This window comes from Streptococcus sp. Marseille-Q3604 (assembly GCF_916619785.1).
Taxonomy (GTDB): Bacteria; Bacillota; Bacilli; order Lactobacillales; family Streptococcaceae; genus Streptococcus.
The window spans coordinates 308,592-332,970 of the sequence record NZ_CAKAKM010000002.1; the positions used below are offsets into that span (position 1 = coordinate 308,592).

Sequence of the window (24,379 nt, forward strand, 5' to 3'; positions counted from 1 at the left end):
TTATTTCCAAAAATCATCAAAAATAGTGATTGGCAAGTGACGTTTGTGTTGACCTTTACGCCACCAAGACTCAATCGTTTCCTGAGCTTTGGCTGAGACTTCCTTACCTTCAAGGTAGTCATCAATTTCACGATAGGTCACTCCAAGTGCCACTTCATCAGCGATTCCTGGTTTGTCCTCTTCCAAATCAGCTGTTGGCACTTTTTCATATAGGGCCTTGTCAGCACCAAGTTCTGCAAGAAGGGCTGCACCTTGACGCTTGTTTAGACGAAAGAGTGGCAAGATATCTGCACCACCATCACCAAATTTTGTGAAAAAGCCTGTAAGGTTTTCAGCGGCGTGGTCTGTCCCGATAACTGCCCCACTATTTTCACCAGCAACCGCATATTGGGTTATCATACGTTGGCGGGCCTTGATATTTCCCTTGTTGAAGTCAGAAACGGTGACACCTGCCTTGGCAAGTTCAGCAACCTGACCATCAACAGCCTCTTTGATATTAACCGTAAGACTCACATCTGGCTTGATAAAAGCAAGAGCACGTTGGGCATCATCTTCATCTGCTTGAACTCCATATGGTAAACGAATGGCGATAAACTGATAGTCTTTTCCTGTCTCTGCACGGAGCTCTTCAATCGCAAGTTGTGCCAGACGACCAGCCAATGTAGAATCTTGACCTCCTGAAATCCCCAAAACATATGTTTTAAGGAATGGATGTTTGAGCATGTAGGCCTTCAAAAAATCAACGGATTTTCGAATTTCTTCCTTTGGATCAATGCTAGGTTTAACGCCTAGTTGAGCAATAATAGTTTCTTGCAAAGTCATAATTTCTCCTTTTACTCTGACAAGTCATGGGCTTTCTTACGGACATTATCAATCAAGGTCATCTTGTTATCCCAGACATCTTTAGCCAAGTCAACTGGATAATCTTGAGGGTTAAGCACACGCTTGTACTCATTCCAAAGTTCGTCCAATTCCTTAGTCGCATAAGCCTTGATTTCATCAAGACTTGGTAAGTCATAGATCAGTTGCCCCTTGTCGTAGATTGGGACCAAGAGTGGCACTGCATCAAAATCACGAACAGTCTTATTGATGTAGGTATATGTTGGGTGGAACATATTAATTTCATCTAAAGCATTAACATCCGTATCTGCGAAAGTGATATAGTCACCTTCTGATTTGCCCTTAGCACGACTCGTAATACGCCAAACTTGCTTCTTACCTGGTGTTGAAACCTTCTCAGCATTATTGGACAATTTGATAGTATCATGCATGACTCCCTGATCATCCTCGATTGAAACAATCTTGTAGACAGCACCCAAGGCTGGTTGGTCATAGGCGGTGATAAGCTTAGTACCTACTCCCCAGACATCAATCTTGGCCTTTTGCATCTTCAAGTTGAGGATGGTGTTTTCGTCAAGGTCGTTTGAAGCATAGATCTTAGCATCAGGGAACCCGGCTGCATCCAGTTGCTTACGGACCTGCTTCGATAGATAAGCCAAGTCACCTGAATCAAGACGAACACCCAAGAAATTAATCTTATCACCTAGCTCTTTAGCGACACGGATAGCATTCGGAACACCAATCTTAAGGGTGTCATAGGTATCTACAAGGAATACACAATCCTTATGAGTAGATGCATAGGCTTTAAAAGCGTCATAATCATTGCCATAGGCTTGAACAAGAGCATGGGCATGAGTCCCAGAAACCGGGATTCCAAAAATCTTGCCGGCACGTACATTTGACGTTGCATCAGCACCACCAATCACGGCTGCACGTGTTCCCCAGATTGCTGCATCCATCTCTTGTGCACGACGTGTCCCAAATTCCAGCAGAGGAGCATCCTCAATGACAGAACGAATACGAGCTGCCTTGGTAGCAATAAGAATCTGGTAATTGAGGATATTTAGCAAGGCAGTCTCTACAAGCTGACACTGGGCCAAGGGACCTTCCACTTGGAAAATCGGTTCATTAGCAAATACCAAATCACCCTCAAGTGCTGAATTGATAGTCAACTCGAGTTTTAGGTTGGCTAGATAATCCAGAAAATCCTCAGGATAACCTAAATCTTTCAGATAAGCAATATCAGTTTCTGAGAAAGTCAGATTTTCAAGATAGTTGACAATACGCTCCAGACCTGCGAATACAGCAAAGCCATTTTTAAACGGAAGTTGACGGAAATAAACTTCGAAAACGGCCTTTTTATTGTGAATACCTTGGTTGAAGTAAACTTGCATCATATTGATTTGATACAAGTCAGTGTGCAAGGTTAAACTGTCATCTTTATACATGGAATTCCTCCTATCGAATAGGTACTTCTTTTTTTGTTATTAATAGCCTGTATATGTTGACTATTATAGCATTTTTGAGCAATTGTCTCCACTTTTCAGAAAGTTAATTATTGTTTGGATTTTCCGAATTTTCTAATGCTTGTTTTGACAAAAAAGAGTAGCCCGAGGAGACTACTCTTTATTTCTATTCATATCTTAGGGACTCGACAGGGTCCATTTTACTGATTTTACGGGCTGGAAGGTAGGCTGACACATAGCCCATCAAGAGTGAGAAGCCAAACATGATGAGAATTGAGGTCAGATTTAGGTCAAACACCTTGCTGACACTTGGGTAGAGATGTGAAACAATCATGTTGGCTAAGCTTCCAATACCCTGCGATACAAGGAGGGCAAGAGCTAGTGAGATACCCGTAATCCATAGGGCCTCATAAACAAAGATAGCTTTCACGTCACGATTAAGATAACCGACAGCCTTCATAACACCAATCTCTTTTGAGCGTTGCATAATATTAATATAGATGATAATTCCAATCATAACAGCTGAAACTAGGATAGCTTGTGACGAAAGGATAATCAAGAGGGCCTGGATCACACGGATGAATTTAATAATGATATCTAGGATGGCCTGCTGTGAAAGAACCAGATACTTCTTGTTTTTCTGCAATTTTTTAGTGACTTCCTTAGTCTTGGCTGGATCTTTGAGCTCCAAAAGCATGTAAGAGACTGTTTTGGTAAAGCCATTTTCTTTGAGCAATTCTTCCAATTGTTTAGCTGGCATATAGCTATTGCTCTCTTCAGCATCCTCGCTGTCATCAACAATACGGACAATCTTAGTCTTGACATCCGCTACTTTAGTTCCCTCAGAAGTATTTTCAACAATCTGAGCTGAAATCTCTTTACCGATAAAGTCTTTAGCCTTGAGCTTCTTCCCTGTTTCTTGGTTGTAGCGTTTGACAAAACTCATCGGAAGGGTTAAGCCCTTTTCATCTTCAGATTTAAAAGGTTTCCCAGCTGAAATTTTATCCTTATCATTGCGAGATGTAGAGATTTTTGTGTTCTTGTAGAGACTAATAACCTGAGAATAGTTAGGAAGGTCCTTGCTGAAATCCATGGTCTTACCATCAAGGGTAAGACTTGCCATATTCATTCCGAAGGGACTCTCCAAATATTTAATGTCATCACTCTTAATCTGGCTACGAATAAACTTCTCGTCATCCGCATTTAGAACCCCTCTGGCTGCTGATTTAGCACTAAGACTGATCTGAATCTGGGATGGAATATTGCCACCATCGGTACTGTCATTAATCATACCAACAATAGCATTTCCCAAACCAAAGGAAATCAAGACACCGATAAAACCAATGGAAGTTGCCGTCGCAATCAAAAGATTACGCCACTTACGTTCCATAAAGTTGTTCAATGACAATTTGAGTTTATTCTTGAGGGTCAACCCCTTATTTTTCGATTGTTTCAACGACTTCACCATCCTTCATTTTAATGACAACATCCGCATAATCCGCCACTTCAGGGTTATGGGTTACAATAATCACAGTTTTACCTGCCTCAGCTAGCTCTTTAAAAATTTCGAGAACATTTTCCTGAGACTGAGAATCAAGAGAACCTGTCGGTTCATCAGCCACAATCATTTCTGGATTATTGACTAGGGCACGGGCAATGGCCACACGTTGTTTTTGCCCACCAGAAAGCTGCTTAACATTTTTCTTGATAAAGTCTCCGATTCCAAGACGGCTAAGCTCCCTCTCCGCAATCTCGGCCATCTCTTTATCAGTCATATTTTTAACATAAAGAGGCATCTTGACATTTTCAAGGACTGATTGATGAGGGATAAGATTGAAATTTTGAAAGACAAAGCCAATATGAGCCTTTCTAAAATAGGTCAAGTCACGCTCTGAAAAATCTCGCATGTTTTGATTTTTGAAATAAAGATTTCCTTGATACTGACTATCCAGACCACTAATAATACTAAGCAGACTGGTCTTACCACAGCCAGATGGACCGTAGATAGCAGTGATCTTTCCTGGTGCAATCTCAAGTGTAACATCGTTCAAAGCGCGCTCTTGGTTCGTACCGTCGAGATTATAGTACTTTGAGATGTGGTCGATGGTTAAAATGGACATGATTTCCTCCGTAAATTTGATTTGGATTAGAATTTGATTAACTTTACTCCGCTTATATGCAAGAAAATTTCAAGCAAAATAGCAGAAACGGTTAACTAATCGCCTTCTAAAACGATACATTAATTATAAGCATTAAATGATTATAAAAATAGTGACATAAATGTCACTATGGCATGAAAAGAGCCAAAGTCTTAGGGACTTTGGCTTTAGTTTATTGACAATAAATACGAATAGCTTCTGCGATAAAGTCGGCAGTACCTCTTCCTCCGACTTTATCGATAAAACTAGAAAAGCGATTATCTGTTTGATACATCTGACCTAGACCAGCTAATACCGTTTGGTCACATGGATAAAAATGCTGACTAATATAATCTTGTAACACCTTTACTTGCTCCTGAACACTATCATCACCAGGATTATACTCCTTGAGCTGTCCAAAGGTAGACATGATTGCAGTCATCTCTTTTGTAACTTCAGGGAAGGACTCCTCTTCCTTAGCCGCAAAAGCTTGATAAGCTTCTGTCTGACCCCATCTAGCCTGAGCCTCTTCCTGAAAGGCTTCCACAGCTTTTTGATCAAACGCTTCAAATGACATTTCTTCTTCCTCCATTTGTAAGGCCTTGGCATGGGCTATGACGGCTTCTAAACGGGACTTTTTCAACTCTAAGAGCTTAATCTGATCCCTAAGCGCCTGAACTTTATCATAACCTGGTTGACCTACGATTTCCTTAATTTTTTTGAGAGGAAAGTCTAACTCACGGTAAAGCAATATTTCTTGCAAACGGACAACCGCATCGCGATTATAGTAACGGTAACCATTTTCAGCCACAACTGACGGTTTCAGCAAATCAATTTCGTCATAATAATGAAGGGTGCGCACACTGACACCTGATAGTTGGCTCACTTCTTTTACAGATTTCATTAGAACTCCTCTCTGATTAAGAGTATAGGCTATGACGTGGCGTGAGGGTCAAGAGGAAAAATAGTATTTTTTTGAAGTTTACTATAATTTATTACTTTTCTTTCTTTTTCTGGCTTCGACGATGCAGTAAAGCTTGATTAATACGCTGTGTTCTCATATGCATTTTCCAAATGAGATAAAGCCAGATAATACTATAAACGGAAATGAAAATAATCCAGATGGCAGGGTTCGTTAAAGCCTCATACCAGCCTGATAGTAGGCAAGTCACTGTAAGTACAATCGCCGTCAACAAGAAATGCAAGATTATTCTAAGCCTATACGATATGCGGTCAAGCTCTTCCAAAATCCACGAGAGCATTCCCATCAAACCACTCATCATAAAGAGGGCTAAAATATTTCCTACATTAACTTTGGGATAGATAAGCTGGGGAAATAATTGACCAAGTAAAAGGAATGCAAGGTAAAAGAACGATCCCGTTCTCACGCCGGATACAAAATAAGCAATTAAACGTTTCATTGGTTCCTCCTAGACCCCTAAATAATCCATCAAAGATTTGACATATTTTCGGCTGACACTGGACTTCACTCCACCTGTCATTTTAGCCATCATATTGCCAGAAAAACTATCTGATAGGGACTCCAAATGGTCTATATTCATAACAGCATGACGTGATATCTGTAAAAAACTTCGACGATTGATGCGATGCTGAAAGTTTGTCAGTGTCTCTCTCATCGTATAGGTATTGTTTACGGTATAAATCGTTAACACATTCTTATCAATCTCAGCTAGGATAATGTCATCAATTTTTACCATAACCAAATGATCATCCGTTTTAATAGGAATCACCACTTGATTTACAACTGAAAATTGTTCGAGATAATCCATTACCTCTCGTGCTTGATCAGACAATCGCTCTGCTTGGATGACCACACAGGGATCCTTTGCCGAAATATCCGATTTTTCTTCAAAACGAAGTTTCATTCCTATTCCAACTCTCACTTATTTTTTCTGACTAGTTCTTTTCACTAAAACAATCCAAAGAATACTTGCTAGAAGAATACCTCCTAACACTATAAGGTAAGTATTTTCCTTTGTCAACAAACCTTGCCACTTGAGCTGAACGCCCATTTTTTCTTGAAACTCTTGAAGAAGATTATCTTGACCTTTAAAGGTCTCGGTTAATGTTTCTTTCATGAGTACTTGCCGATAAAGTGATGCAATATAAGTTGCTGGGGTACATTTCATTAGTAGTTGTGCAAAATCAGGTAGAACGCCCAAAGGTACATAAGTTCCTACCAAAAAACCAGAAGCTGTCCCCACTATGGTCGCAAACTTTCCAAGACTGTCTACGGATTGGAAAAAGTAAACAAAAATGGCATTCACTAAGCTAGAAAGCAGGCTACTAAGCAGCATAATGAGGAGAAGTTCGGGTAGTATGGATAATTTTGGCACTTCTCTAAAATAGCCACACATCAGCACATACATAAGGACCTGCATGAAAAAAGAGATGATGATTGCGCTCGTTAGATACGAAAATGGTAACCGCCACTTTCCTTGATCCGATAAATAAAGATCCTGATCTACTTGACGTTCACGATCCTTTACCAACTGAGTCAAGGCAGCCAGACTCGTCGTAATCCCTGTCACAGCCAGCGTCCCACTCATCAACCAATTATTTAACAAAGGACCACTATTGGGGAGTTGATTCCAAGCATCTGTTAGATTTTTTTGAAGAAAAATAATATAAAGAATAAAGGAAATCAAGGCACCCAACAGAGAGAAGAAAACTCCTGAACGATTCCTGAAGTACAATAGAAAATTTCGCTTTAGTAAGGCTAGCATTAGCGAACCTCCCTTCCTGTAAGTGCAATAAAGGCATCATCCATGGTCCCTGGACGAAACTCAAAATGGGCTATTCTATCTCTAACTTGCGCCAGGTAATCAATGGCTTGCCTTTCACTCTCAGGTTGAAAAACATACTCTAATGGTCCCTGTCGCTCCACTGACATTCCCGAAGTTTTAAGACTTTCTATCTGCTGCATCTCCTTGAAACGAATCTTCAAGATATTTTTTGCATACTGGCTCTTAATATCTAATGCCGATCCCTGAGCAATCACTTTCCCATGGTCCACAATATAAATCTGATCAGCTTCATCTGCTTCGTCAAGATAATGCGTGGTCAGTACAACGGTCATTCCCTCTTCTCTCTGCAATTGATAGAGCAAATCCCAAATAGACTTCCGAGTTTGGATATCCAGACCTGTCGTTGGTTCATCTAAGAACAGAATATCTGGTTGTGAGAGCAGAGCACGTGCAATGTCAACCCGACGCTTTTGGCCACCTGAAAGCGTCCCATATTTCTGCTTTTGAAAAGCTGATAGCCCTAGCCGACCAATGAGATCAGACACACGATCGGGTTTTAAGCCTTTATACTGTTTCGCACGAATAGTCAGATTTTCCCTAACCGTCAGCATCTCATCTAAAACACTGGTTTGGAAGACCACACCAATTTTAGTCCCTGGTTCATAGATGATTTCACCTTGCGTTGGTTGTTTCAAACCAATCAACATGGAAATTGTCGTTGATTTCCCCGCCCCATTTGGTCCTAGAATCGCATTGAAAGTCCCTCTTTTAAATTGTAATTGAATATTATCAACAACAAGGTGGTTCCCATACCGTTTGCTTATGTTTTTAGCTTGTAATATCATGTTCTCTCTCCTTTTGATAGAACCAGTCTAGCAAAAAAGCCGTTTTTTAAACGGCTTTTGGGGATAAGTGGTCAAAATGAAGAGATGAGTGGCGAGATGGAAGAGATTAAAATGAGGAGAAAATTTATTGCAGCCATTCTTTTCCCCATTGATTCAAGTCCTTTAAAATCGGCATCAGTGACTTGCCTTTTTCTGTCAGCCCATATTCTGTATGAAGTGGCATAGTTTCAAAATCATATTTCTCAACCAATTGGTTCTCTATTAAAACATCTAGTCCACGTGTCAAACTGATAGTTGTAATCCCTTCAACTTCTCTTCTCAATTGATTGAAACGAACTTTCTTATGCTTGTTTATAACCCATAATATATTCATTCTCCATTTCCCACCAACCACATCTAAGACCCGAGACATACTGCAATTCCAGTTTTTATTTGTTAACATTTTTTCTCCTTACAAAAATGTGCCTACTATTCAATTTGTTTGTAGAGTATTATAATCTATTTATCATTCATTTTAAAGGAGTCACTTATGTTTATTGTAAATCTTACCTATATTAAGCCCCTTGATGCAGTTGAAAAATACTTAGAAAAACACATAAATTTTTTGAATCAGTATTATGCAAAAGGTCTATTTATCGCATCTGGAAGGAAAAATCCAAGAACCGGCGGTATCATTCTCGTGAGAGCTAAAAATAAAGAAGCTGTTCAAGAAATCATTATACACGATCCATTCTATCAAAATGAGGTTGCCCAATATGATGTCATTGAATTTGAGGCAAGTAAGTATTGTCCTGAATTTGAAACTATCATCGGTAAACCTTTTGGCGATAAGTAACTAGATTTGGAAACAGTTAAAATCTATTCTTCAATACTAGTAAAACAGCTCCTTTCTATTTAGAAAAGAGCTGTTTCTTTAAAGAGAAACACATTAATGTCCTTTATGCTTCTCTCTTCGTTTTTGCTGTTTGCGTTCAAATTTCTCTTGTTTGAGCAATTGCTTTTGGACACTAGATTGATGTTTTGAAATCTTTTTCCTTTCCTCGTACTGCAACTGCAATAGTTCTTTCGACTTGGAAGAAACTTTCTGATTTACTTGTTTCTTCACAGCTCGCTGTAATCGTTTAGGATTCTTAATTTTTACATGTTGCTTAGCTGCAGTCTCTGGACTAAAAGATAATTGGGTAAACTGAGTCTGTAAAATCTCTAGAATTTCATCATCTTTTGGCTCCTGACCAAATGTCACACGACAAACTTGATAAGATTCTCGATACACTTGTTCGAACAAACCATGCCAAAATCCATCTTCAAAATAAACTGTCAATCCAATTGAAATTGTTTCCACGACAGCACCTCCTTATATCTATCCCTAAGAATGGACAACCAAGGAGGAAGGTTACTGATAGGATTGCCTACGTCTGGACTACCAACCAGAACTGTGTTTTTATCTTAGTTGGGACTATTATAGCATATTTATAATCTTATGTTATTGCTTCTTCAAATGCCTATCAAAAAAATGAATTGTAGCCAACCAAGAATCCTTACTCTCTTTCATCAATAAACGCCAATCTTTTCGATAGCGATGATTTGGTTGATAAGCCACTGTCAACATGTGACCTGTTTCATGGTATTTTTTAAATGTAATGTGGGGTCCTTTATAATATGAAACAATATCATCAATTGCTGACGAGGCATCCCATATTTCATCAACAGTACTTCCGAGCAATAAGATTGGTGAGTGCATTTGACCAATATCTATCCTAGCAGAGCAATCTTTAGGGAAGGATTTTTTTAAAAGTTTGCTGAACAGATAATCTCTAAGTCGAAACTTTTGATAAGGAAGTTCTTTTTGCAAATACGTCCAAGAAGAAGTATGGGAGTTCCATTTTCCTTTTATCCCTTCATACACCACATCAGAGGGTGAATTTAGTACCAAACATTGAACGTCATTAAAAATGCTCTCCTCAGCTAAAACTAACTCTGCTCCCTTAGACCGTCCATAGATTCCAATTCTTTCACTATCTACTTGAGGATGCTGACGTAGATAATCCTTTGCTTCCACAAGGCACTCTAAAGGAATACGTTCCAAATGTTTTGGCAACCCCTCTAAACCAAAGTAGGCAACTGCTAGGCAAATATAACCTCTAGAAGATAGAAGCTGAGCTATATTCTGTGCCTTTTCAATCCTTCCTTCACTACCGCTCACAATAATCAATGCTGGTGCTTTTATTGCCTTTTTATCATAAAAGAGTCTCCCTTGAAAATGTTTCCCGTAAATATCTTGATGACTAATTTGCGAACTCATATAATGTCTTGTGAAAGTTCTCTTTGCGACGACAGTATTACCTTGTATAATTTTGATTTCCACAAAAAAGTGATCTAATAAGGGAATTTTAGAAAGAGAGTTTGGAAGTTTCTTTTTCCTATTGGTCAAGGGTTTGGCATTAAAGAATAACCCCATTGTTGCAATATCTTCATAAGAGCCAGAACAAGATGGAGTTTGTGAAATATCAATAATACCATTCTTATCTGATACAAAAGTCGCTGTTGATTTCCATAAAACATCATGAGCTAAAAGCATGGGAGCATTGATACAATAATAATCGGATAAATACATTTCGACTCGATAGGTTTCTCTTGGTTTTAAACCATTAATGACAATATTAAAAGATTCGTCTGCTAAATCATACTCTGAGATCAGTTCAATTTTTATATTCATATCTTCCTCTTTTTGTTAATGAAATTAACAATATAGTTTTAAAATTACCGTGATTTTTACCACGGTAATTCTTGCCATACCTGTTCAACATCATCCATCAATTTCATAACCATTTGAAGATCCTCCTCACTATAGTTTTTTAAAACTGAAAAAATAGCTGTCTCAATATGTTCTTGCTGCTCTTTATGAATGTTAAAAACGTCAACCCCTTTTTGGGATAATATCAGATATTTATTTTTTTCATTATCTGGTGCAAATTCAAAAGAAACGAGGTCTTTCTTGGTTAAACGTCTAACACTCTGAGTAATGGCACTCCTAGATACTTCAAGTAACTCAGATAATTTCACTAGATTCACAGGCTGATTGCGACCTATTAGGTCAATCAAATGGACTTCATTAATAGTGATTGATTTATCAATACTGTTCCTATGCTGAGCCTTTTTCAACTGTTCAAAAGCTAAAGCAAAGCTGTTAAAACGATTATTAAACTTATGCAGTTCTTTCTTATTCATAGTGTCCCTCTTTTTGTTAATAACATTAACAAAACTACTATTTCCTGTCAAGCTGAACCTAAAAAATCCTCCAGAACTAAGCTCCGAAGGATTTATTTTTATTTCACAACAATATTAACGAGTTTAGTTGGCTTCAATAGTCCAGTGGACTATTGAAGGTGGCAGATAGAGCTAGTAAACTCGTTATTTAACGACGATGTTAACGAGTTTATTAGGGACACTAATCACTTTCACGATTTCCTTGCCATCAATCTCTGCTTTGACTTTTTCGTTAGCAAGAGCGACTTCTTGCAACTCTTCGCGTGAAAGGTCTTTAGCAACCATGAGTTTGGCACGGACTTTACCTTTGATTTGAACGACGATTTCGATTTCATCTTCAACCAATTTGCTTTCATCCCATGTTGGCCAAGCAACATAAGAGATAGACTCACCTGTTTCTGCGACTGTTTGCCAGAGTTCTTCCGCCAAGTGAGGCGCAAATGGGGCAATCAATTGGATAAAGCCTTTGGCGTAATCCACATAGAGTTTATCTTCCTTGTTGGCAGCATTGACAAAGACCATGAGTTGGGCAATGGCTGTGTTGAATTTCATAGACTCGATTTGCTCAGTGACAGATTTAACAGTTTCGTTATAAACCTTGTCTAGAGCGCCATTGTTTTCCGCAACAATCTCTTTACTTGTAATCAAACGGTAAACACGGTCTAGGAATTTACGGCTTCCTTCCAATCCTTCTTCAGACCAAGCGATTGAAGCATCGAGTGGTCCCATGAACATTTCATAGACACGAAGGGTATCAGCACCGTATTGTTCCACCACATCGTCTGGGTTGACAACGTTCTTGAGGGATTTAGACATCTTGGCTGGTGCTTGCTCCAATTCTTCTCCTGTTTCCACATGGAAGAATGAACCGTCACGTTTTTCAACCTTGTCAGTTGCCACAAGAGCTCCACGGTGATCACGGTAGCTTGTTCCCAAGATCATTCCTTGGTTAAAGAGTTTTTGGAATGGCTCTTTAGTCGGTACAACACCAAGGTCATAGAGGAATTTGTGCCAGAAACGAGCGTAAAGCAAGTGAAGCACGGCGTGTTCTGCACCACCCACATAGATATCTACTGGCAACCATTGTTTAAGGAGATCCTCATCAGCCAATTTCTCAGTATTGTGTGGATCGATATAGCGGAGGTAGTACCAGCTTGAACCTGCCCATTGTGGCATAGTATTCGTCTCACGACGACCTTTGACACCATCCTCACGAGTCACTTCAAGCCAGTCTGTCAAGTTAGCCAATGGGCTTTCACCAGTACCTGAAGGGCGAATGTCCTTGGTTACTGGCAAGACAAGTGGCAAGTCACTTTCTGGAACAGCTGTTGAAGTACCATCTTCCCAATGAATAATTGGGATTGGTTCACCCCAGTAACGTTGACGGCTAAAGAGCCAGTCACGAAGACGGTAAGTGATCTTTTCTTGACCAAAGCCTTTTTCTTCCAACCAAGCCACGATTTTAGCAATCGCTTCTTCTTTGTTGAGACCGTTCAAGAAGTCAGAGTTGACGTGAAGGCCATCTTCTGTGTAAGCAGCCTCTTCAACGTTTCCACCTTCCAAGACTTCTACGATTGGAAGGTCAAACTGTTTTGCAAATTCCCAGTCACGCTCATCGTGGGCAGGTACGGCCATAACAGCACCTGTTCCGTAGCTGGCAAGAACATAGTCAGCAATCCAGATTGGGATTTCTTTACCATTGACAGGGTTGACGGCATAAGCACCAGTCCAAACCCCTGTTTTTTCCTTAGCAAGGTCTGTACGGGCCAAGTCTGATTTAAGGCTGGCTTGATGTTTGTAGTCAGCTACAGCCTCAGCTTGTTCAGGTGTTGTAATGGCATCTACCAAGTCATGCTCAGGCGCCAAAACAGTGAAGGTCGCACCAAAAAGAGTATCTGGACGTGTCGTAAAGACTGTGAATTCCTTGTCTGTCCCTTTTACTTTGAAAGTGACATTGGCACCAGTTGATTTACCAATCCAGTTGCGTTGCATGTCCTTGATAGACTCTGGCCAATCAAGATCATCCAAGTCATTGAGCAAACGCTCAGCATAGGCAGTGATTTTAAGCATCCATTGACGCATTGGTTTGCGGACAACTGGATAGCCTCCACGCTCAGACGTTCCATCAGGAAGAACTTCTTCGTTGGCGATAGCTGTTCCCAATTCTTCAACCCAGTTTACTGGTACTTCAGCTTCATAAGCCAAACCTTTTTCGTAAAGCTTGGTGAAGATCCATTGCGTCCACTTGTAGTAGTTCGGATCTGTAGTATTGACTTCACGGTCCCAATCGTAAGAGAAGCCAAGTGCATTGATTTGGCGTTTGAAGTTGGCAATGTTTTCTGCTGTGAATTCCGCTGGGTCATTCCCTGTATCCATGGCATATTGCTCTGCAGGCAAACCAAAGGCATCCCATCCCATTGGGTGAAGGACATTGTAGCCTTGCGCACGTTTGAAACGGCTGAGAATATCAGTCGCTGTGTAGCCTTCTGGGTGTCCTACGTGAAGACCCGCTCCAGATGGGTAAGGGAACATGTCAAGCGCATAAAACTTAGGTTTTGAGGCATCTGTTCCTGTCTTAAAAGTGTGATTGTCAGCCCAGTATTTTTGCCACTTAGGCTCGATTTCTTTATGATTGTAAAAACTCATGGTTTCTCTCCAATATTCGTAATGCTTCTATTATAGCATTTTTGAAGGATTTTTAAAGATGATAAGGGAACTTTAAGAGGCAAATTCACCTGAGCCTATTTTGCATCTTTTTCATTCTTTTTAAGTTTTTTTGCGTTTTTGTGTTGCAAAAAAGCAAAAAGATGCTATACTAGTATCAGAAAGAAGGTGACACATGTATCAGGAACAACGATTAGAGAAAATATTAACACTCTTGGAAGAGCGAGGAAGCCTTTCTGTCAAGGAAATGGTTGACGCATTGGGTGTTTCCAAAGATACCGTCAGAAGAGATTTCGACTGCCTCAGCCAGAGGAATTTGGCTCAGCGTACCCATGGTGGCATTCTTCCAGTTAAAAATACCACTGTTCTTGGCTTCCAAGAACGTCAGGAAGAACTCACTGAAGACAAGAAAAAATTGGCAGACCTAGCGCTTAGCTTTGTCAAAGACCAATCTCTTCTCTTCTTCGATGTCTCTACCTTGATGCTTGAAGTTTCACAAAAATTGACTAAAAGCGTCACTGTCTACTCCCACTCTTTGGACAATGCCTTGGTCCTAAGTGGCAAAGAAGGAATCGACTTTCATCTCTTGGGAGGAAGATTTTACAGCAAAAACCGCTTCTACTATTCGCTTCACGAAACTCAGCTCTTGCAACATCTACAGTTTGACTTAGCCTTCTTCGGAGCGGCTAGTCTCAGTCAAGGAGTGGTCAGCTATGAAGATGAAGAAGACGTTGCTGTCAAACAACTGGCCATGCAAGCTGCTAGAACCAAGATTCTTATTGCTGAATCTGATAAATATGAAAAGCACTCCAAATATATCTTGAGCAAAATTGAAGACTTTGACTACTGGATTACAGATAAAGAACCTGATCCTGATTTGGTCGAGTCTCTTAAAGATAAAGTAACGATTTTATACGATGGAAAGGATAGCGATTATGAGTAATATTCGTTTGATTATCAGTGACATTGATGGCACTATTCTCACTAGTAACCACCAGGTGGATGAGCAACTGATTGAGGTAATGCCAGAGCTTGAAAAGGCAAATATTCCCTTTGTTTTAGCTTCTGCCCGTTCGCCACTAGGGATGCAACCAATTGCTCATAAACTGGGACTTCATGACAATCCCATCGCTTGCTACAACGGTGCCTTAGTACTTGAGGGGGATCGTACTATCATACAACACCCTGTGGATAAAGCTGAAATCCAAGAACTTCTTAACTACTTATCCACAGATTATCCAAGTGTCTCTGTGAATATCTACTCTGGCAAGGACTGGATCACCAACGAACTAGACAAATGGTCTCAGTTGGAAGGAAGTATCACGGGTGAATCTCCTATCATTAAGGAACTGCAAGACACGGTCTCAGACTCAGAACCACCTATCCACAAGCTATTGTTGATTGATGACCCTGAAGTTATCCAGGACCTCCACCAAAAACTCCTAAGTATGGATTTTCCACAGACAGCCTTCTACTTATCTAAAGATAACTACCTTGAAGTCACTGCCAAACATGTTTCTAAAGAACATGCTCTCCTTGAGCTTGCCAAATATTATGACCTTCCTCTTGAACAAGTCATGACCATCGGAGATAACTTCAACGATAGTCCTATGCTAGCTCTAGCTGGCCTAGGAATTGCTATGGGCAATGCACCTGAAGGGGTTAAGGAAACTGCAAACTTAGTAACTGCTTCAAATGATGAGCATGGTGTCGCTCAAGCTATTAGAAAACATGTCCTAAACTAAGCTAATATCTAATGGTGGGAACAACCTTTAATCGCCAACTCAAATTTTAGAACAAAAGGAAAGGTGCCCTAGAGGTGCCTTTCCTTTTTCAACGAAAAAAGCCTTCCTCTCTCGAAGAAGACCCAAATTTTCTAAAGATAAAGAAGGAGACCTATAAGAATCCCAATGGCATAGCCTGCCAAAACATCACTAGGATAGTGAACACCACCTAGCACGCGCAAAAAAGCTAGAGCCCCCGCCAGAAAAAGCATAGCCCCACCTAGCCAGGGGTTAAGCATCAGTGCCAACATAGCAATGACAGTCGCTGAGAAAACATGCCGACTGGGAAAGGACTTACCCAGACTGTCCTTCTTAATAAGGGGTTGAATAGCCCAGGTCTGGTATGGACGTGGTCGATTATAGAGGCTACGACCAAGAGAAAGAAGGAAAAAGCCTCCCCCCATAATAAGCACTGTCGTAGAGAGAACAAACCAACCATTCCTTAGCCAAACCCAAATAAGAAATATAGGAAAAAGCAGGTAAAAAGTCCTAGTTATAAGCTTATTCAACTCTTCTAAAACCTTAGCGTAAGAACGCAAAGGAGCGCTAATCCTATCGTAAAATCGTTTGTAATTCATCATCATCCGTTAGAAAAAAAGGGAGTGACACAGAACTAAATTTCAAAAATCTAGCTTCTATCCTCTCCCCTCAAGTTTAATGAGATAGTCTTCCAAGGTTGAAGTCTCTTAGCCCAACCTCTTTTTGTCTATCTTAAAGTTCAGCGATTTGGTAAAGTTCAAGTTCAGCAGCTGTTTCTGAACCAAACATATTAATCATGATTTTAACCTTGTTGTTTTCAATTTCTACAACACGGCCTTCTTGACCCATAAAGGCACCATCGATGATTTGAACCACGTCACCAACCTTGATATTAGTATCAAAGACATCAACGGTTTGACCCATTGAAATCAAGATTTGACGGATTTCTTCTTCCAAAAGTGGTGTTGGTTTAGAACGGTTACCGTGAGAACCAACGAAACCAGTAACGTTCGGAGTATTACGGACAACGAACCAGGCTTCGTCTGTCATTACCATCTCAACAAGAACGTAACCAGGGAAGCGGTTTTCTTCCACTTCTTTAACTTTACCGTTTTTCTCAACATTGACCGTTTGAGTTGGGATTTCAACACGCAAGATATTTTCAAGCATGTTATAAGTTTGGGCACGTTGCAAAAGGTTTTCTTTAACTTTGTTTTCGTATCCTGAATAGGTTTGAAGGACGAACCAGCCCTTGTCGAATGAATCTAGCATTTTAGGATTCCTTTCTTTTTTCTAAATGACCTTTAAACACCTTCGGCCTTCGGCTAGCTATCTTCTAGCTTCGAGTGTTAAATGTCAATGAATGTCTATGGTTTAATTCAAAGCGTAATAAAAAAGCCTGGTGGCCCTCGTTCTCGCTTTTATCTGCATTTATTATAACAAAAAAGAGCAGGCATTCCCACTCTTTTTGTGTTTTCTTTAGAAAAAGTTAATCAGTGCTGACATAGCGCGACTCAACAATTCATCAAATGCATAGATGATGACAGTGAAGAACGCAGTATACTCAAGAACTGAAATAAAATCGTGCCAGCGTTGTTTACGGTCTGGCCAAGTCGTGTCTTTCAAGACTTTGAAAATACTTCCAGTTTGTCTCACGGTGTCTCCTATCTTGTTTCCTTATGCAAGGTGTATTTTTTACAATGTTTACAAAATTTGTTAACTTCTAGCCGTGTTGGTTTGGGAGTGCTACTCACATTAATTGAGTAGTTTCGGCTCCCACATTCAGCACACGCTAGGCTTGCTTTTTTCTGTGCCATAACGCCTCCGTTCTTTTTATCTTACCACTTTTAAATGCAATTGACAAGCTATCTGAATAGACCTGAGAAGGAGTCTGTAATCTTATCCCAAAGGCTGCTTGCTTGATCTTTAACGTCATTCACAACGTCTGATGCCTTGTCTGTCCATGACTTGTTACTGCTATTGCGCGAGTCATTTGGATCTGCCGTATAGTCTAGTGTTTGACCATCAGCTGCATAGGCATTTTCAACGGTAAACTCAGTACCTGGTGTATTTGGCAAAACATCCGCAGCGATGTAACTGAAGATCGTCGAAGCTGTTCCCGAGCTAGCTCCTGTTAGGTAGTGACTCTCGTCAGTCTTATCAAAACCAATCCAGGTCGTCATAACCACATCAGGAGTATAACCAATCACCCACTGGTCACTAGTCAAATCCTTGTTAAATTCAGCCTGAACAGTACCTGTCTTACCTGCCATCGTGTAACCTGTGTAGTTGGCATTCACAGCAGAACCATTTGAGAAGGTACCAAGCATCATGCTGGTCATCTGGTTAGCTACTGACTGGCTGATAACACGTTTAGATTTCTTACTATGGGTAGCAATAATGTCACCACTGGCATTTTCAATTTTAGTGATGAAATAAGCTGTATTCATCTCACCACCATTAGCAAAGGTCGCATAAGCCTGAGCCATTTGAAGAGGACTGGCTGTCACACCACCACCAAGTGAAATTCCAAGTTCTTCCGGAACATTGTCAAAGTTAAGACCAAATTTTTGACCGTAACTAATCCCCTTTTTAATACCGATTTGATTAAAGAGGTAAACTGCTGGGATATTGTAGGAGTTGGCCAAAGCTTGATACATGGGCACATCCTCTGTCTCAACACCACCGTAGTTGGTTGGAGTATAGCCGTTATAGTCGATTGGTTTATTTGGAAGGTCCTTATTGATGCTCCATCCTGAAGCCAGAGCTGGGGCATAGACCACTAAAGGTTTGATGGTCGATCCAGGACTACGCTTCCCTTGAGTTGCATAGTTAAAGTTACGGAAGGTTGTATCACTAGTACCACCCACACGACCTACTAGACCACGTACCGCTCCAGTTGTTGGATCAAGTGCCACACTAGCGGACTGAGCTGTACTACCGTCACTTTCTGATGTAGGGAAGAGATAGGTATTTTCGTAGGTTTGTTGCATATTAGCTTGTGAGTTGGCATCCATCTCTGTGTAGATCTTGTAACCATTTTTAACGATTTCATCCTCACTCAAACCATAAGTTTTCGTAGCTTCTTCAATGACAGCATCAAAGTAAGACGGATACTTGTAGTCATCGCCAGTCCCTTGATAGGTATCATCCAGGCGACTAGCCATATCAACTCCTGCCGCACTGTCGGCATCGGCCTGGCTCAACTTCTTGTCATCAACCATGTTGGCGAGGACAGTATTTCGACGGTTGGTCGCATTTTGGATATTATCGATTGGGTTGTAAATTTCAGGTCCCTTAAGCATACCAGCGAGGGTCGCTGCTTCATCAACAGTTAGATTGGCAGCACTTGTCCCGAAGTATTTTTGGCTGGCGTCTTCAACACCCCAAACCCCATTTCCGAAGTAGGCATTATTGAGGTACATAGTAAGGATTTCTTGCTTGCTGTATTTCTTGGTTAATTCCAAAGAGAGGAAGAATTCCTTGGCCTTACGAGTAACAGTCTGTTCTTGAGTCAAGAAGGCATTTTTAGCCAACTGTTGGGTAATGGTTGAACCACCACCAAAGCGCCCCATGGACACAATAGCCAGGAGGAATCGCTTGACGTTAACTCCGCTATTTTTATAGAAGGTACGATCCTCAGTTGCTATGACAGCATTCTCCAAGCTATCACTAATAGCGTCTAGTTCCACATAGGTTCCTTTTTGCCCTGACAAAGAACCAGCTTGATTGCCTTCTTTGTCATAGATAACCGTAGTGGCTTTCAAGGCATCTTGAAGGTCTGAAACATTGGTCGTCTTGGCAATATAGAAAAGGTAGGAACCTACTGTCAGAACTAGCACAGCTAGCATGATAAAGAGAATTTTCCCAATATGATAGCGACGCCAGAAACGGCGAATAGGATTTCTTGGCGAAAGCGTAAACTTGCTCAAGAAGGCCTGAACCTTACCTAGGGGTTTGGTGGTATCAATAGGTTTCTTTTGCTTAGAACGTTGATAACGTGACGTCTCTTTACTTTCCTGAGACATATCCAAGTCTTCAACGGCTTGTTCAACCTCATCAGGTTTCTTAGCGAACAATCCCTTTATCTTATCTTGTAAATCCTTCGATTTTCCAGCAGGCTGGGATTCCTTACCCTTTCCGCTAGTTTCTTCTTTAAAAAGTTTGTTTTTTAGATTATCAAAAAATGTCATAACCTTATTATACCAAGTTTTTACAGATTCTGTCCTCTTTTAAACGTTCATGATATAATGAAACCATGACTTTACACGTAGAAATTATCAATCCTTATCCTGCAACGACTGTCAAAGACTTGCTAGAAACTAAGCTCCTCATTCCTCGTAAGATTCGTCATTTCCTACGCACGAAAAAGCACGTCCTCATCAATGGAGAAGCTATTAATTGGCAGAGTCCTGTTGAAAAAGGCGATAAGATTAGCCTGACCTTTGATACAGAGGACTACCCTGAAAAAATTATCCCTATGGGAAATGCCAGTCTGGTAGAGCCTCTTTATGAGGATCAGCATCTCATCGTGGTCAATAAGCCTGAAGGAATGAAGACGCATGGTAATGAACCCACAGAAATTGCTCTACTTAACCATGTTTCAGCCTATTGTGGGCAAACCTGTTACGTCGTTCATCGACTAGACATGGAAACTAGTGGAGCTGTGCTTTTCGCAAAAAATCCTTTTATTCTCCCTATTCTCAATAGACTCTTGGAAGATAAGAAGATTCAGCGTCAATACTGGGCATTGGCTGAAGGTAAATTTCAGACCAAGGAGACTGTGTACAAAGACAAGATTGGACGCGACCGCCATGACCGTAGAAAACGAGTGGTTGATCCTAGAAAAGGGCAGGTTGCCTATACAACCATCACGCGCCTCAAAGCCTTCAAAGGAGCTAGTCTGGTCAACTGTCAACTAAAAACCGGCCGGACCCACCAAATTCGTGTGCATCTGGCCCACCATGGGCATGCCATTCTGGGGGACCCTCTTTATAGCCACCGCCCCGCATCTCGACTCATGCTCCACGCTCACACTCTTAGTTTCACCCATCCCTTAACACTCGACAAAATCACTGTTAAGGCGAGCTCAGACAGTTTTGAACAAGGGTTAAGAAATCACAAATAATAGAAGTAGGCTCATTCTCAAGCATAGTGCGAAAGGATTATCCTAATGATCCTCTAGTTATGACACAGTGGAAGCTTGCAAATAAGTTGCTTTTATTAACTTCAAAAGCCTTGACCACCTTGAATATCCCTGGACATTATGTTATCCTTTACATATCATTTAAAATTTGAGGGGTATTTAATTTATGAATCCAGTCGATCAATGGCTAGCAATTAACGCCAAGTATTTCCCAACAGAACAAGTTCAGTACATCCGCCAACGTCTTGAGGCACTTCCTGAACAACAACTTTCAATGCTTTACTCAATCAGCTTCCAAGATCCTACAATGATGCTTGTCATCTCACTTTTTGGTGGTTCTCTTGGAATCGACCGCTTTATATTGGGACAAGTTGGTCTTGGTGTTGGTAAACTCGTAACACTTGGTGGTTGTAGTATTTGGACTATCGTCGACTGGTTCCTTATCATGGATGCTACTCGCCAATCAAACGCTCAAAAACTATTTGCAGTTATTGGCTAATGAAAAACTATTTTACACGCTTGTGGCTCTACCACCAGCGTTTTTTTAGATTGTATCTCTTACTTTTAGTGACTATCTACGGTGTCTACCTACTACATCTGCCAACACCACTCAGTTTAATCCTAAGACCATTTGGCCTTAAAGCTTGGAGCACAGGCCTAACACGCGCTAGTGTTAGACTCTTACACCTAGATTGGCAAGGAGCCTGGGACTATAATCCACTGATATATCCTCTAGTGGTCTATGTCCTAACCTATTTCTTTCTCTTTCCCATCTTTAGTGATAAGAAGATTATCAGAAAATAAAGTAAACACTTCTATTCGACTCCCATTGCGGATTCCTTACACTATTGCTATAATTGTAATTGTCAAAATTTATAATCAAAATCAACGGAGGTTATACACATGAATCAACAAGATTGGATTGATTTTTTCCAAGCAGTTAATGGTCGTAATCCAAGTATTCAAGAAATGGCTGAAGCAGCTAAAAAAGGTGAGTTTGTCCGAGAAACTCCCAAACCAAATGTCGAAGTAACAGAAACCGTATCACAAAAAGAAACTGTTGAGACAACGAACGGCTCAGAAGTTGTTGAGCCCGCAGAACCCGTACCATCAAAAGAGGTTGTAGAAACTACCGAAAAAGAGGTCGACAGCTATGACGTTGCTGAAGAACCACTCGCTAACACTGCGGTAGATGAAGAAGGGACTTTTCAAGCGACTAACCTAGCTCAAGAAAATCAATCAAATACCTTCCAGGAACAAATTAAACCTGTTGTAGAAACAGCCAGTCAGACTGTTAACCAATTTGCAAATCAAACTGGTGAAACTTTCCAACAAGCAAGTAAAAATCTAAACGAAACTTGGAAGAAACAAGACAAGAAAACCCAAACCAATCTCATTATGTTAGCCATTGCTAGCATCCCAGCCATCTTTTGGGCCCTTGGATTACTTCTTCTTGGAGTTCTTGATGACAATGTTGTGGCGGGGCTGTTTTCAGCTTGTGTAAGTCTAATTATTCTTTTACCGTCTATAGCACTTCTTATCTTGCCAGCCCTCCTCAATAAAACAGACAAGAAATGGCTAATCTTCGTCCTATCTATCCTCCTAAACTGGACATTCCTCGGTTGGGTCATCCTTCTTGTTGTTTCTATCAATATGAATAAGGAAGCAGAACGTATCAAACAGCAACAAATGATGATGCAAATGGCAGGTCAACAAGGAAGTTCTAATACATTTAACCCTTTTCAGTAATTAGGAACAATTAATTGAAAAAAGAAAACCCAGAAAAAGTTTCTCAACTTTTCCTAGGTTTTTTCTTTTGCTTTTAAACTCTTAGTAACCCATCATTCCTGGATCCATAGCTGGCGCTGCTGGAGCCTCTGGTTCAGGCTTGTTGGCAACGACTGCTTCAGTTGTCAAGATAAGACTAGCTACAGAAGCAGCATTTTGAAGGGCAGAACGTGTTACCTTAACTGGATCAATGATTCCTGCTTCAACCATATCTACCCATTCACCGTTAGCAGCGTTAAATCCTGTACCAACAGGGCTGTTTTTCAATTTATCGATGATAACTGATCCTTCATAACCAGCGTTATAGGCAATTTGGCGAACTGGCTCTTCCAAGGCGCGAAGGACAATGTTACGTCCTGTAGCATCGTCACCTTCAAGATCAAGTTCAGCAACCTTAGCAATGACGTTAACTAGTGCTGTACCACCACCTGCTACGATACCTTCTTCAACAGCGGCACGAGTAGCGTTAAGAGCATCTTCGATACGAAGTTTCATTTCTTTAAGGGCTGTTTCAGTGGCCGCACCAACCTTAACAACTGCAACCCCACCTGACAATTTAGCCAAACGTTCTTGAAGTTTTTCACGGTCAAACTCAGATGTTGTTGTTTCCAATTGAGACTTGATGAGGTTAACACGATTAGCAATCGCTTCTGCGCTTCCTGCACCTTCAACGATAACTGTGCTATCTTTATCCACAGTTACTTTCGAAGCTTGACCAAGTGCTGCCATAGTTGCATCCTTAAGTTCAAGACCAAGATCTTCAGTAATGACAGTTGCTCCTGTCAATACGGCAATGTCTTCCAACATGGCTTTACGACGGTCACCAAATCCAGGAGCCTTAACAGCAACTACATTGAAAGTTCCACGAATCTTGTTAAGAACAAGTGTAGGAAGAGCTTCACCATCCACGTCATCAGCAATAATCAAAAGTGGACGGCTTGTCTTAAGCACTTCTTCCAAGAGTGGAAGGACATCTTGGATATTTGAAATTTTCTTGTCAGTCACAAGGATAAATGGATTATCAAGGTCAGCGACCATTTTTTCATTATCAGTAACCATGTACTGAGAAAGATAACCACGGTCAAACTGCATACCTTCAACCACTTCGAGTTCTGTCTCCATACCACGAGACTCTTCAATAGTGATAACACCATCATTACCCACACGTTCCATAGCTTCTGAAATGTATTCACCAACTTTTTCAGAACGTGATGAAACCGCTGCGACTTGAGCAATGGCTTCCTTGTTAGCAACTGGTTGTGCAATGGCTTTAAGCTCTTCCACGGCTGTAGCTACAGCTGCTTCAATCCCACGACGTATACCGATTGGATTAGCACCAGCCGTTACATTTTTGAGACCTTCACGGACAATAGCTTGTGTCAAAACAGTGGCTGTAGTTGTTCCGTCACCGGCAATATCGTTCGTTTTTGAAGCCACTTCGCTGACGAGCTTAGCACCCATATTTTCAAAGTGATCTTCGAGTTCAATTTCTTTAGCAATTGTCACACCATCATTAGTGATAAGAGGTGAGCCAAAAGCTTTTTCCAAAACCACGTTACGACCTTTAGGACCAAGCGTTACCTTAACTGTATCAGCCAAAGTATCAACACCACGGACCATTGCTGCGCGTGCAGCTGATGAAAATTTAATATCTTTTGCCATAGTTACTCCTTCTTTATCTTACTTTATATCTG

27 protein-coding genes are annotated in these 24,379 nt (G+C 40.7%); 7 read left to right on the forward strand and 20 right to left on the reverse strand.

Features of this window, described 5'->3' with window-relative positions:
• The 10 genes from nadE to LG375_RS05850 form a co-directional block, all read right to left on the reverse strand.
• Positions 1–822 carry an ammonia-dependent NAD(+) synthetase gene (gene nadE, locus LG375_RS05805; RefSeq protein ID WP_002889841.1) on the reverse strand — a complete coding sequence of 274 codons (822 nt, stop codon included), beginning with the start codon at positions 820–822 and terminating at the stop codon, positions 1–3.
• Positions 823–833: 11 nt separating this feature from the next.
• Complete coding sequence (locus LG375_RS05810) at positions 834–2,288, reverse strand: nicotinate phosphoribosyltransferase (protein ID WP_037597395.1); 1,455 nt, start codon at positions 2,286–2,288, stop codon at positions 834–836.
• Positions 2,289–2,472: 184 nt separating this feature from the next.
• Positions 2,473–3,774 carry an ABC transporter permease gene (locus LG375_RS05815; protein ID WP_107372503.1) on the reverse strand — a complete coding sequence of 434 codons (1,302 nt, stop codon included), beginning with the start codon at positions 3,772–3,774 and terminating at the stop codon, positions 2,473–2,475.
• Positions 3,743–4,426 carry an ABC transporter ATP-binding protein gene (locus tag LG375_RS05820; RefSeq protein WP_014633851.1) on the reverse strand — a complete coding sequence of 228 codons (684 nt, stop codon included), beginning with the start codon at positions 4,424–4,426 and terminating at the stop codon, positions 3,743–3,745. Before LG375_RS05820 ends, LG375_RS05815 begins: the two co-directional genes overlap by 32 nt.
• Positions 4,427–4,637: 211 nt before the next feature.
• Entirely contained in the window at positions 4,638–5,348 is a 711-nt protein-coding gene (locus LG375_RS05825; RefSeq protein WP_107372502.1) for a MerR family transcriptional regulator, read from the reverse strand.
• A 91-nt stretch (positions 5,349–5,439) separates the two neighbouring features.
• The gene (locus LG375_RS05830) at positions 5,440–5,865 is read right to left on the reverse strand and encodes a DUF3021 domain-containing protein (RefSeq protein WP_107372501.1); all 426 of its coding nucleotides are present in this window, start codon (positions 5,863–5,865) and stop codon (positions 5,440–5,442) included.
• A 9-nt stretch (positions 5,866–5,874) separates the two neighbouring features.
• Complete coding sequence (locus LG375_RS05835) at positions 5,875–6,330, reverse strand: LytTR family DNA-binding domain-containing protein (RefSeq protein ID WP_002886486.1); 456 nt, start codon at positions 6,328–6,330, stop codon at positions 5,875–5,877.
• Between the two features lie 18 nt (positions 6,331–6,348).
• Positions 6,349–7,191 (reverse strand): ABC transporter permease, encoded by an 843-nt coding sequence (locus LG375_RS05840; RefSeq protein WP_107372500.1) that lies wholly within the window; start codon positions 7,189–7,191, stop codon positions 6,349–6,351.
• Positions 7,191–8,057, reverse strand: a complete 867-nt coding sequence (locus tag LG375_RS05845) for an ATP-binding cassette domain-containing protein (protein ID WP_107372499.1) — start codon at positions 8,055–8,057, stop codon at positions 7,191–7,193. Before LG375_RS05845 ends, LG375_RS05840 begins: the two co-directional genes overlap by 1 nt.
• 124 nt (positions 8,058–8,181) lie before the next feature.
• Entirely contained in the window at positions 8,182–8,499 is a 318-nt protein-coding gene (locus tag LG375_RS05850; RefSeq protein ID WP_060972206.1) for a winged helix-turn-helix transcriptional regulator, read from the reverse strand.
• A gap of 87 nt (positions 8,500–8,586) precedes the next feature.
• Between LG375_RS05850 and LG375_RS05855 the strand changes: the two genes are divergently transcribed.
• The gene (locus LG375_RS05855) at positions 8,587–8,892 is read left to right on the forward strand and encodes a YciI family protein (RefSeq protein WP_080611155.1); all 306 of its coding nucleotides are present in this window, start codon (positions 8,587–8,589) and stop codon (positions 8,890–8,892) included.
• Positions 8,893–8,985: 93 nt separating this feature from the next.
• Here the strand turns inward: LG375_RS05855 and LG375_RS05860 are convergent, their stop codons facing one another.
• The 4 genes from LG375_RS05860 to leuS form a co-directional block, all read right to left on the reverse strand.
• The gene (locus tag LG375_RS05860) at positions 8,986–9,399 is read right to left on the reverse strand and encodes a YjdF family protein (protein WP_049554241.1); all 414 of its coding nucleotides are present in this window, start codon (positions 9,397–9,399) and stop codon (positions 8,986–8,988) included.
• 141 nt (positions 9,400–9,540) lie between these two features.
• On the reverse strand, positions 9,541–10,773 hold the full coding sequence (locus tag LG375_RS05865) for an acyl-CoA thioesterase/BAAT N-terminal domain-containing protein (protein ID WP_192573954.1): 1,233 nt from the start codon (positions 10,771–10,773) through the stop codon (positions 9,541–9,543).
• 56 nt (positions 10,774–10,829) lie between these two features.
• A complete protein-coding gene (locus LG375_RS05870) occupies positions 10,830–11,285 on the reverse strand; it encodes a MarR family winged helix-turn-helix transcriptional regulator (protein WP_049527382.1) in 456 nt (151 codons plus the stop codon).
• Between the two features lie 183 nt (positions 11,286–11,468).
• Positions 11,469–13,970: a leucine--tRNA ligase gene (gene leuS, locus LG375_RS05875; RefSeq protein ID WP_049527380.1), complete on the reverse strand. Its 2,502-nt coding sequence runs from the start codon at positions 13,968–13,970 to the stop codon at positions 11,469–11,471.
• A gap of 193 nt (positions 13,971–14,163) precedes the next feature.
• Here leuS and LG375_RS05880 point away from each other — a divergent pair, with 193 nt between their 5' ends.
• Complete coding sequence (locus LG375_RS05880) at positions 14,164–14,931, forward strand: DeoR/GlpR family DNA-binding transcription regulator (RefSeq protein ID WP_037610690.1); 768 nt, start codon at positions 14,164–14,166, stop codon at positions 14,929–14,931.
• Complete coding sequence (locus LG375_RS05885) at positions 14,924–15,733, forward strand: Cof-type HAD-IIB family hydrolase (RefSeq protein WP_225745477.1); 810 nt, start codon at positions 14,924–14,926, stop codon at positions 15,731–15,733. The genes LG375_RS05880 and LG375_RS05885 overlap by 8 nt, the downstream gene beginning before the upstream one ends.
• 131 nt (positions 15,734–15,864) lie before the next feature.
• Here the strand turns inward: LG375_RS05885 and LG375_RS05890 are convergent, their stop codons facing one another.
• From LG375_RS05890 to pbp2a, 5 genes are all read right to left on the reverse strand, one after another.
• A complete protein-coding gene (locus LG375_RS05890) occupies positions 15,865–16,353 on the reverse strand; it encodes a phosphatase PAP2 family protein (protein ID WP_225745478.1) in 489 nt (162 codons plus the stop codon).
• Positions 16,354–16,483: 130 nt separating this feature from the next.
• Positions 16,484–17,023 (reverse strand): transcription termination/antitermination protein NusG, encoded by a 540-nt coding sequence (gene nusG, locus LG375_RS05895; RefSeq protein WP_002883644.1) that lies wholly within the window; start codon positions 17,021–17,023, stop codon positions 16,484–16,486.
• 207 nt (positions 17,024–17,230) lie between these two features.
• Positions 17,231–17,407, reverse strand: coding sequence for a preprotein translocase subunit SecE (gene secE, locus LG375_RS05900; protein WP_002883656.1), 177 nt, complete (start codon positions 17,405–17,407; stop codon positions 17,231–17,233).
• A gap of 8 nt (positions 17,408–17,415) precedes the next feature.
• Positions 17,416–17,568, reverse strand: a complete 153-nt coding sequence (gene rpmG, locus LG375_RS05905; protein WP_002886472.1) for a 50S ribosomal protein L33 — start codon at positions 17,566–17,568, stop codon at positions 17,416–17,418.
• A 48-nt stretch (positions 17,569–17,616) separates the two neighbouring features.
• A complete protein-coding gene (gene pbp2a, locus LG375_RS05910) occupies positions 17,617–19,944 on the reverse strand; it encodes a penicillin-binding protein PBP2A (protein ID WP_073689659.1) in 2,328 nt (775 codons plus the stop codon).
• 65 nt (positions 19,945–20,009) lie between these two features.
• On the opposite strand from pbp2a, the gene LG375_RS05915 reads away from it, so the two are divergent.
• The 4 genes from LG375_RS05915 to LG375_RS05930 all read left to right on the forward strand — a co-directional run bounded on the left by LG375_RS05915 (position 20,010) and on the right by LG375_RS05930 (position 22,646).
• Complete coding sequence (locus LG375_RS05915; RefSeq protein ID WP_225745479.1) at positions 20,010–20,879, forward strand: RluA family pseudouridine synthase; 870 nt, start codon at positions 20,010–20,012, stop codon at positions 20,877–20,879.
• A gap of 184 nt (positions 20,880–21,063) precedes the next feature.
• Positions 21,064–21,396, forward strand: a complete 333-nt coding sequence (locus LG375_RS05920) for a TM2 domain-containing protein (protein WP_225745480.1) — start codon at positions 21,064–21,066, stop codon at positions 21,394–21,396.
• Positions 21,396–21,701, forward strand: a complete 306-nt coding sequence (locus LG375_RS05925; RefSeq protein ID WP_225745481.1) for a DUF2752 domain-containing protein — start codon at positions 21,396–21,398, stop codon at positions 21,699–21,701. The genes LG375_RS05920 and LG375_RS05925 overlap by 1 nt, the downstream gene beginning before the upstream one ends.
• 99 nt (positions 21,702–21,800) lie before the next feature.
• Entirely contained in the window at positions 21,801–22,646 is an 846-nt protein-coding gene (locus tag LG375_RS05930; RefSeq protein WP_225745482.1) for a superinfection immunity protein, read from the forward strand.
• Positions 22,647–22,727: 81 nt separating this feature from the next.
• Here the strand turns inward: LG375_RS05930 and groL are convergent, their stop codons facing one another.
• A complete protein-coding gene (groL, locus tag LG375_RS05935; protein ID WP_225745483.1) occupies positions 22,728–24,347 on the reverse strand; it encodes a chaperonin GroEL in 1,620 nt (539 codons plus the stop codon).
• Positions 24,348–24,379 lie beyond the last annotated feature (32 nt).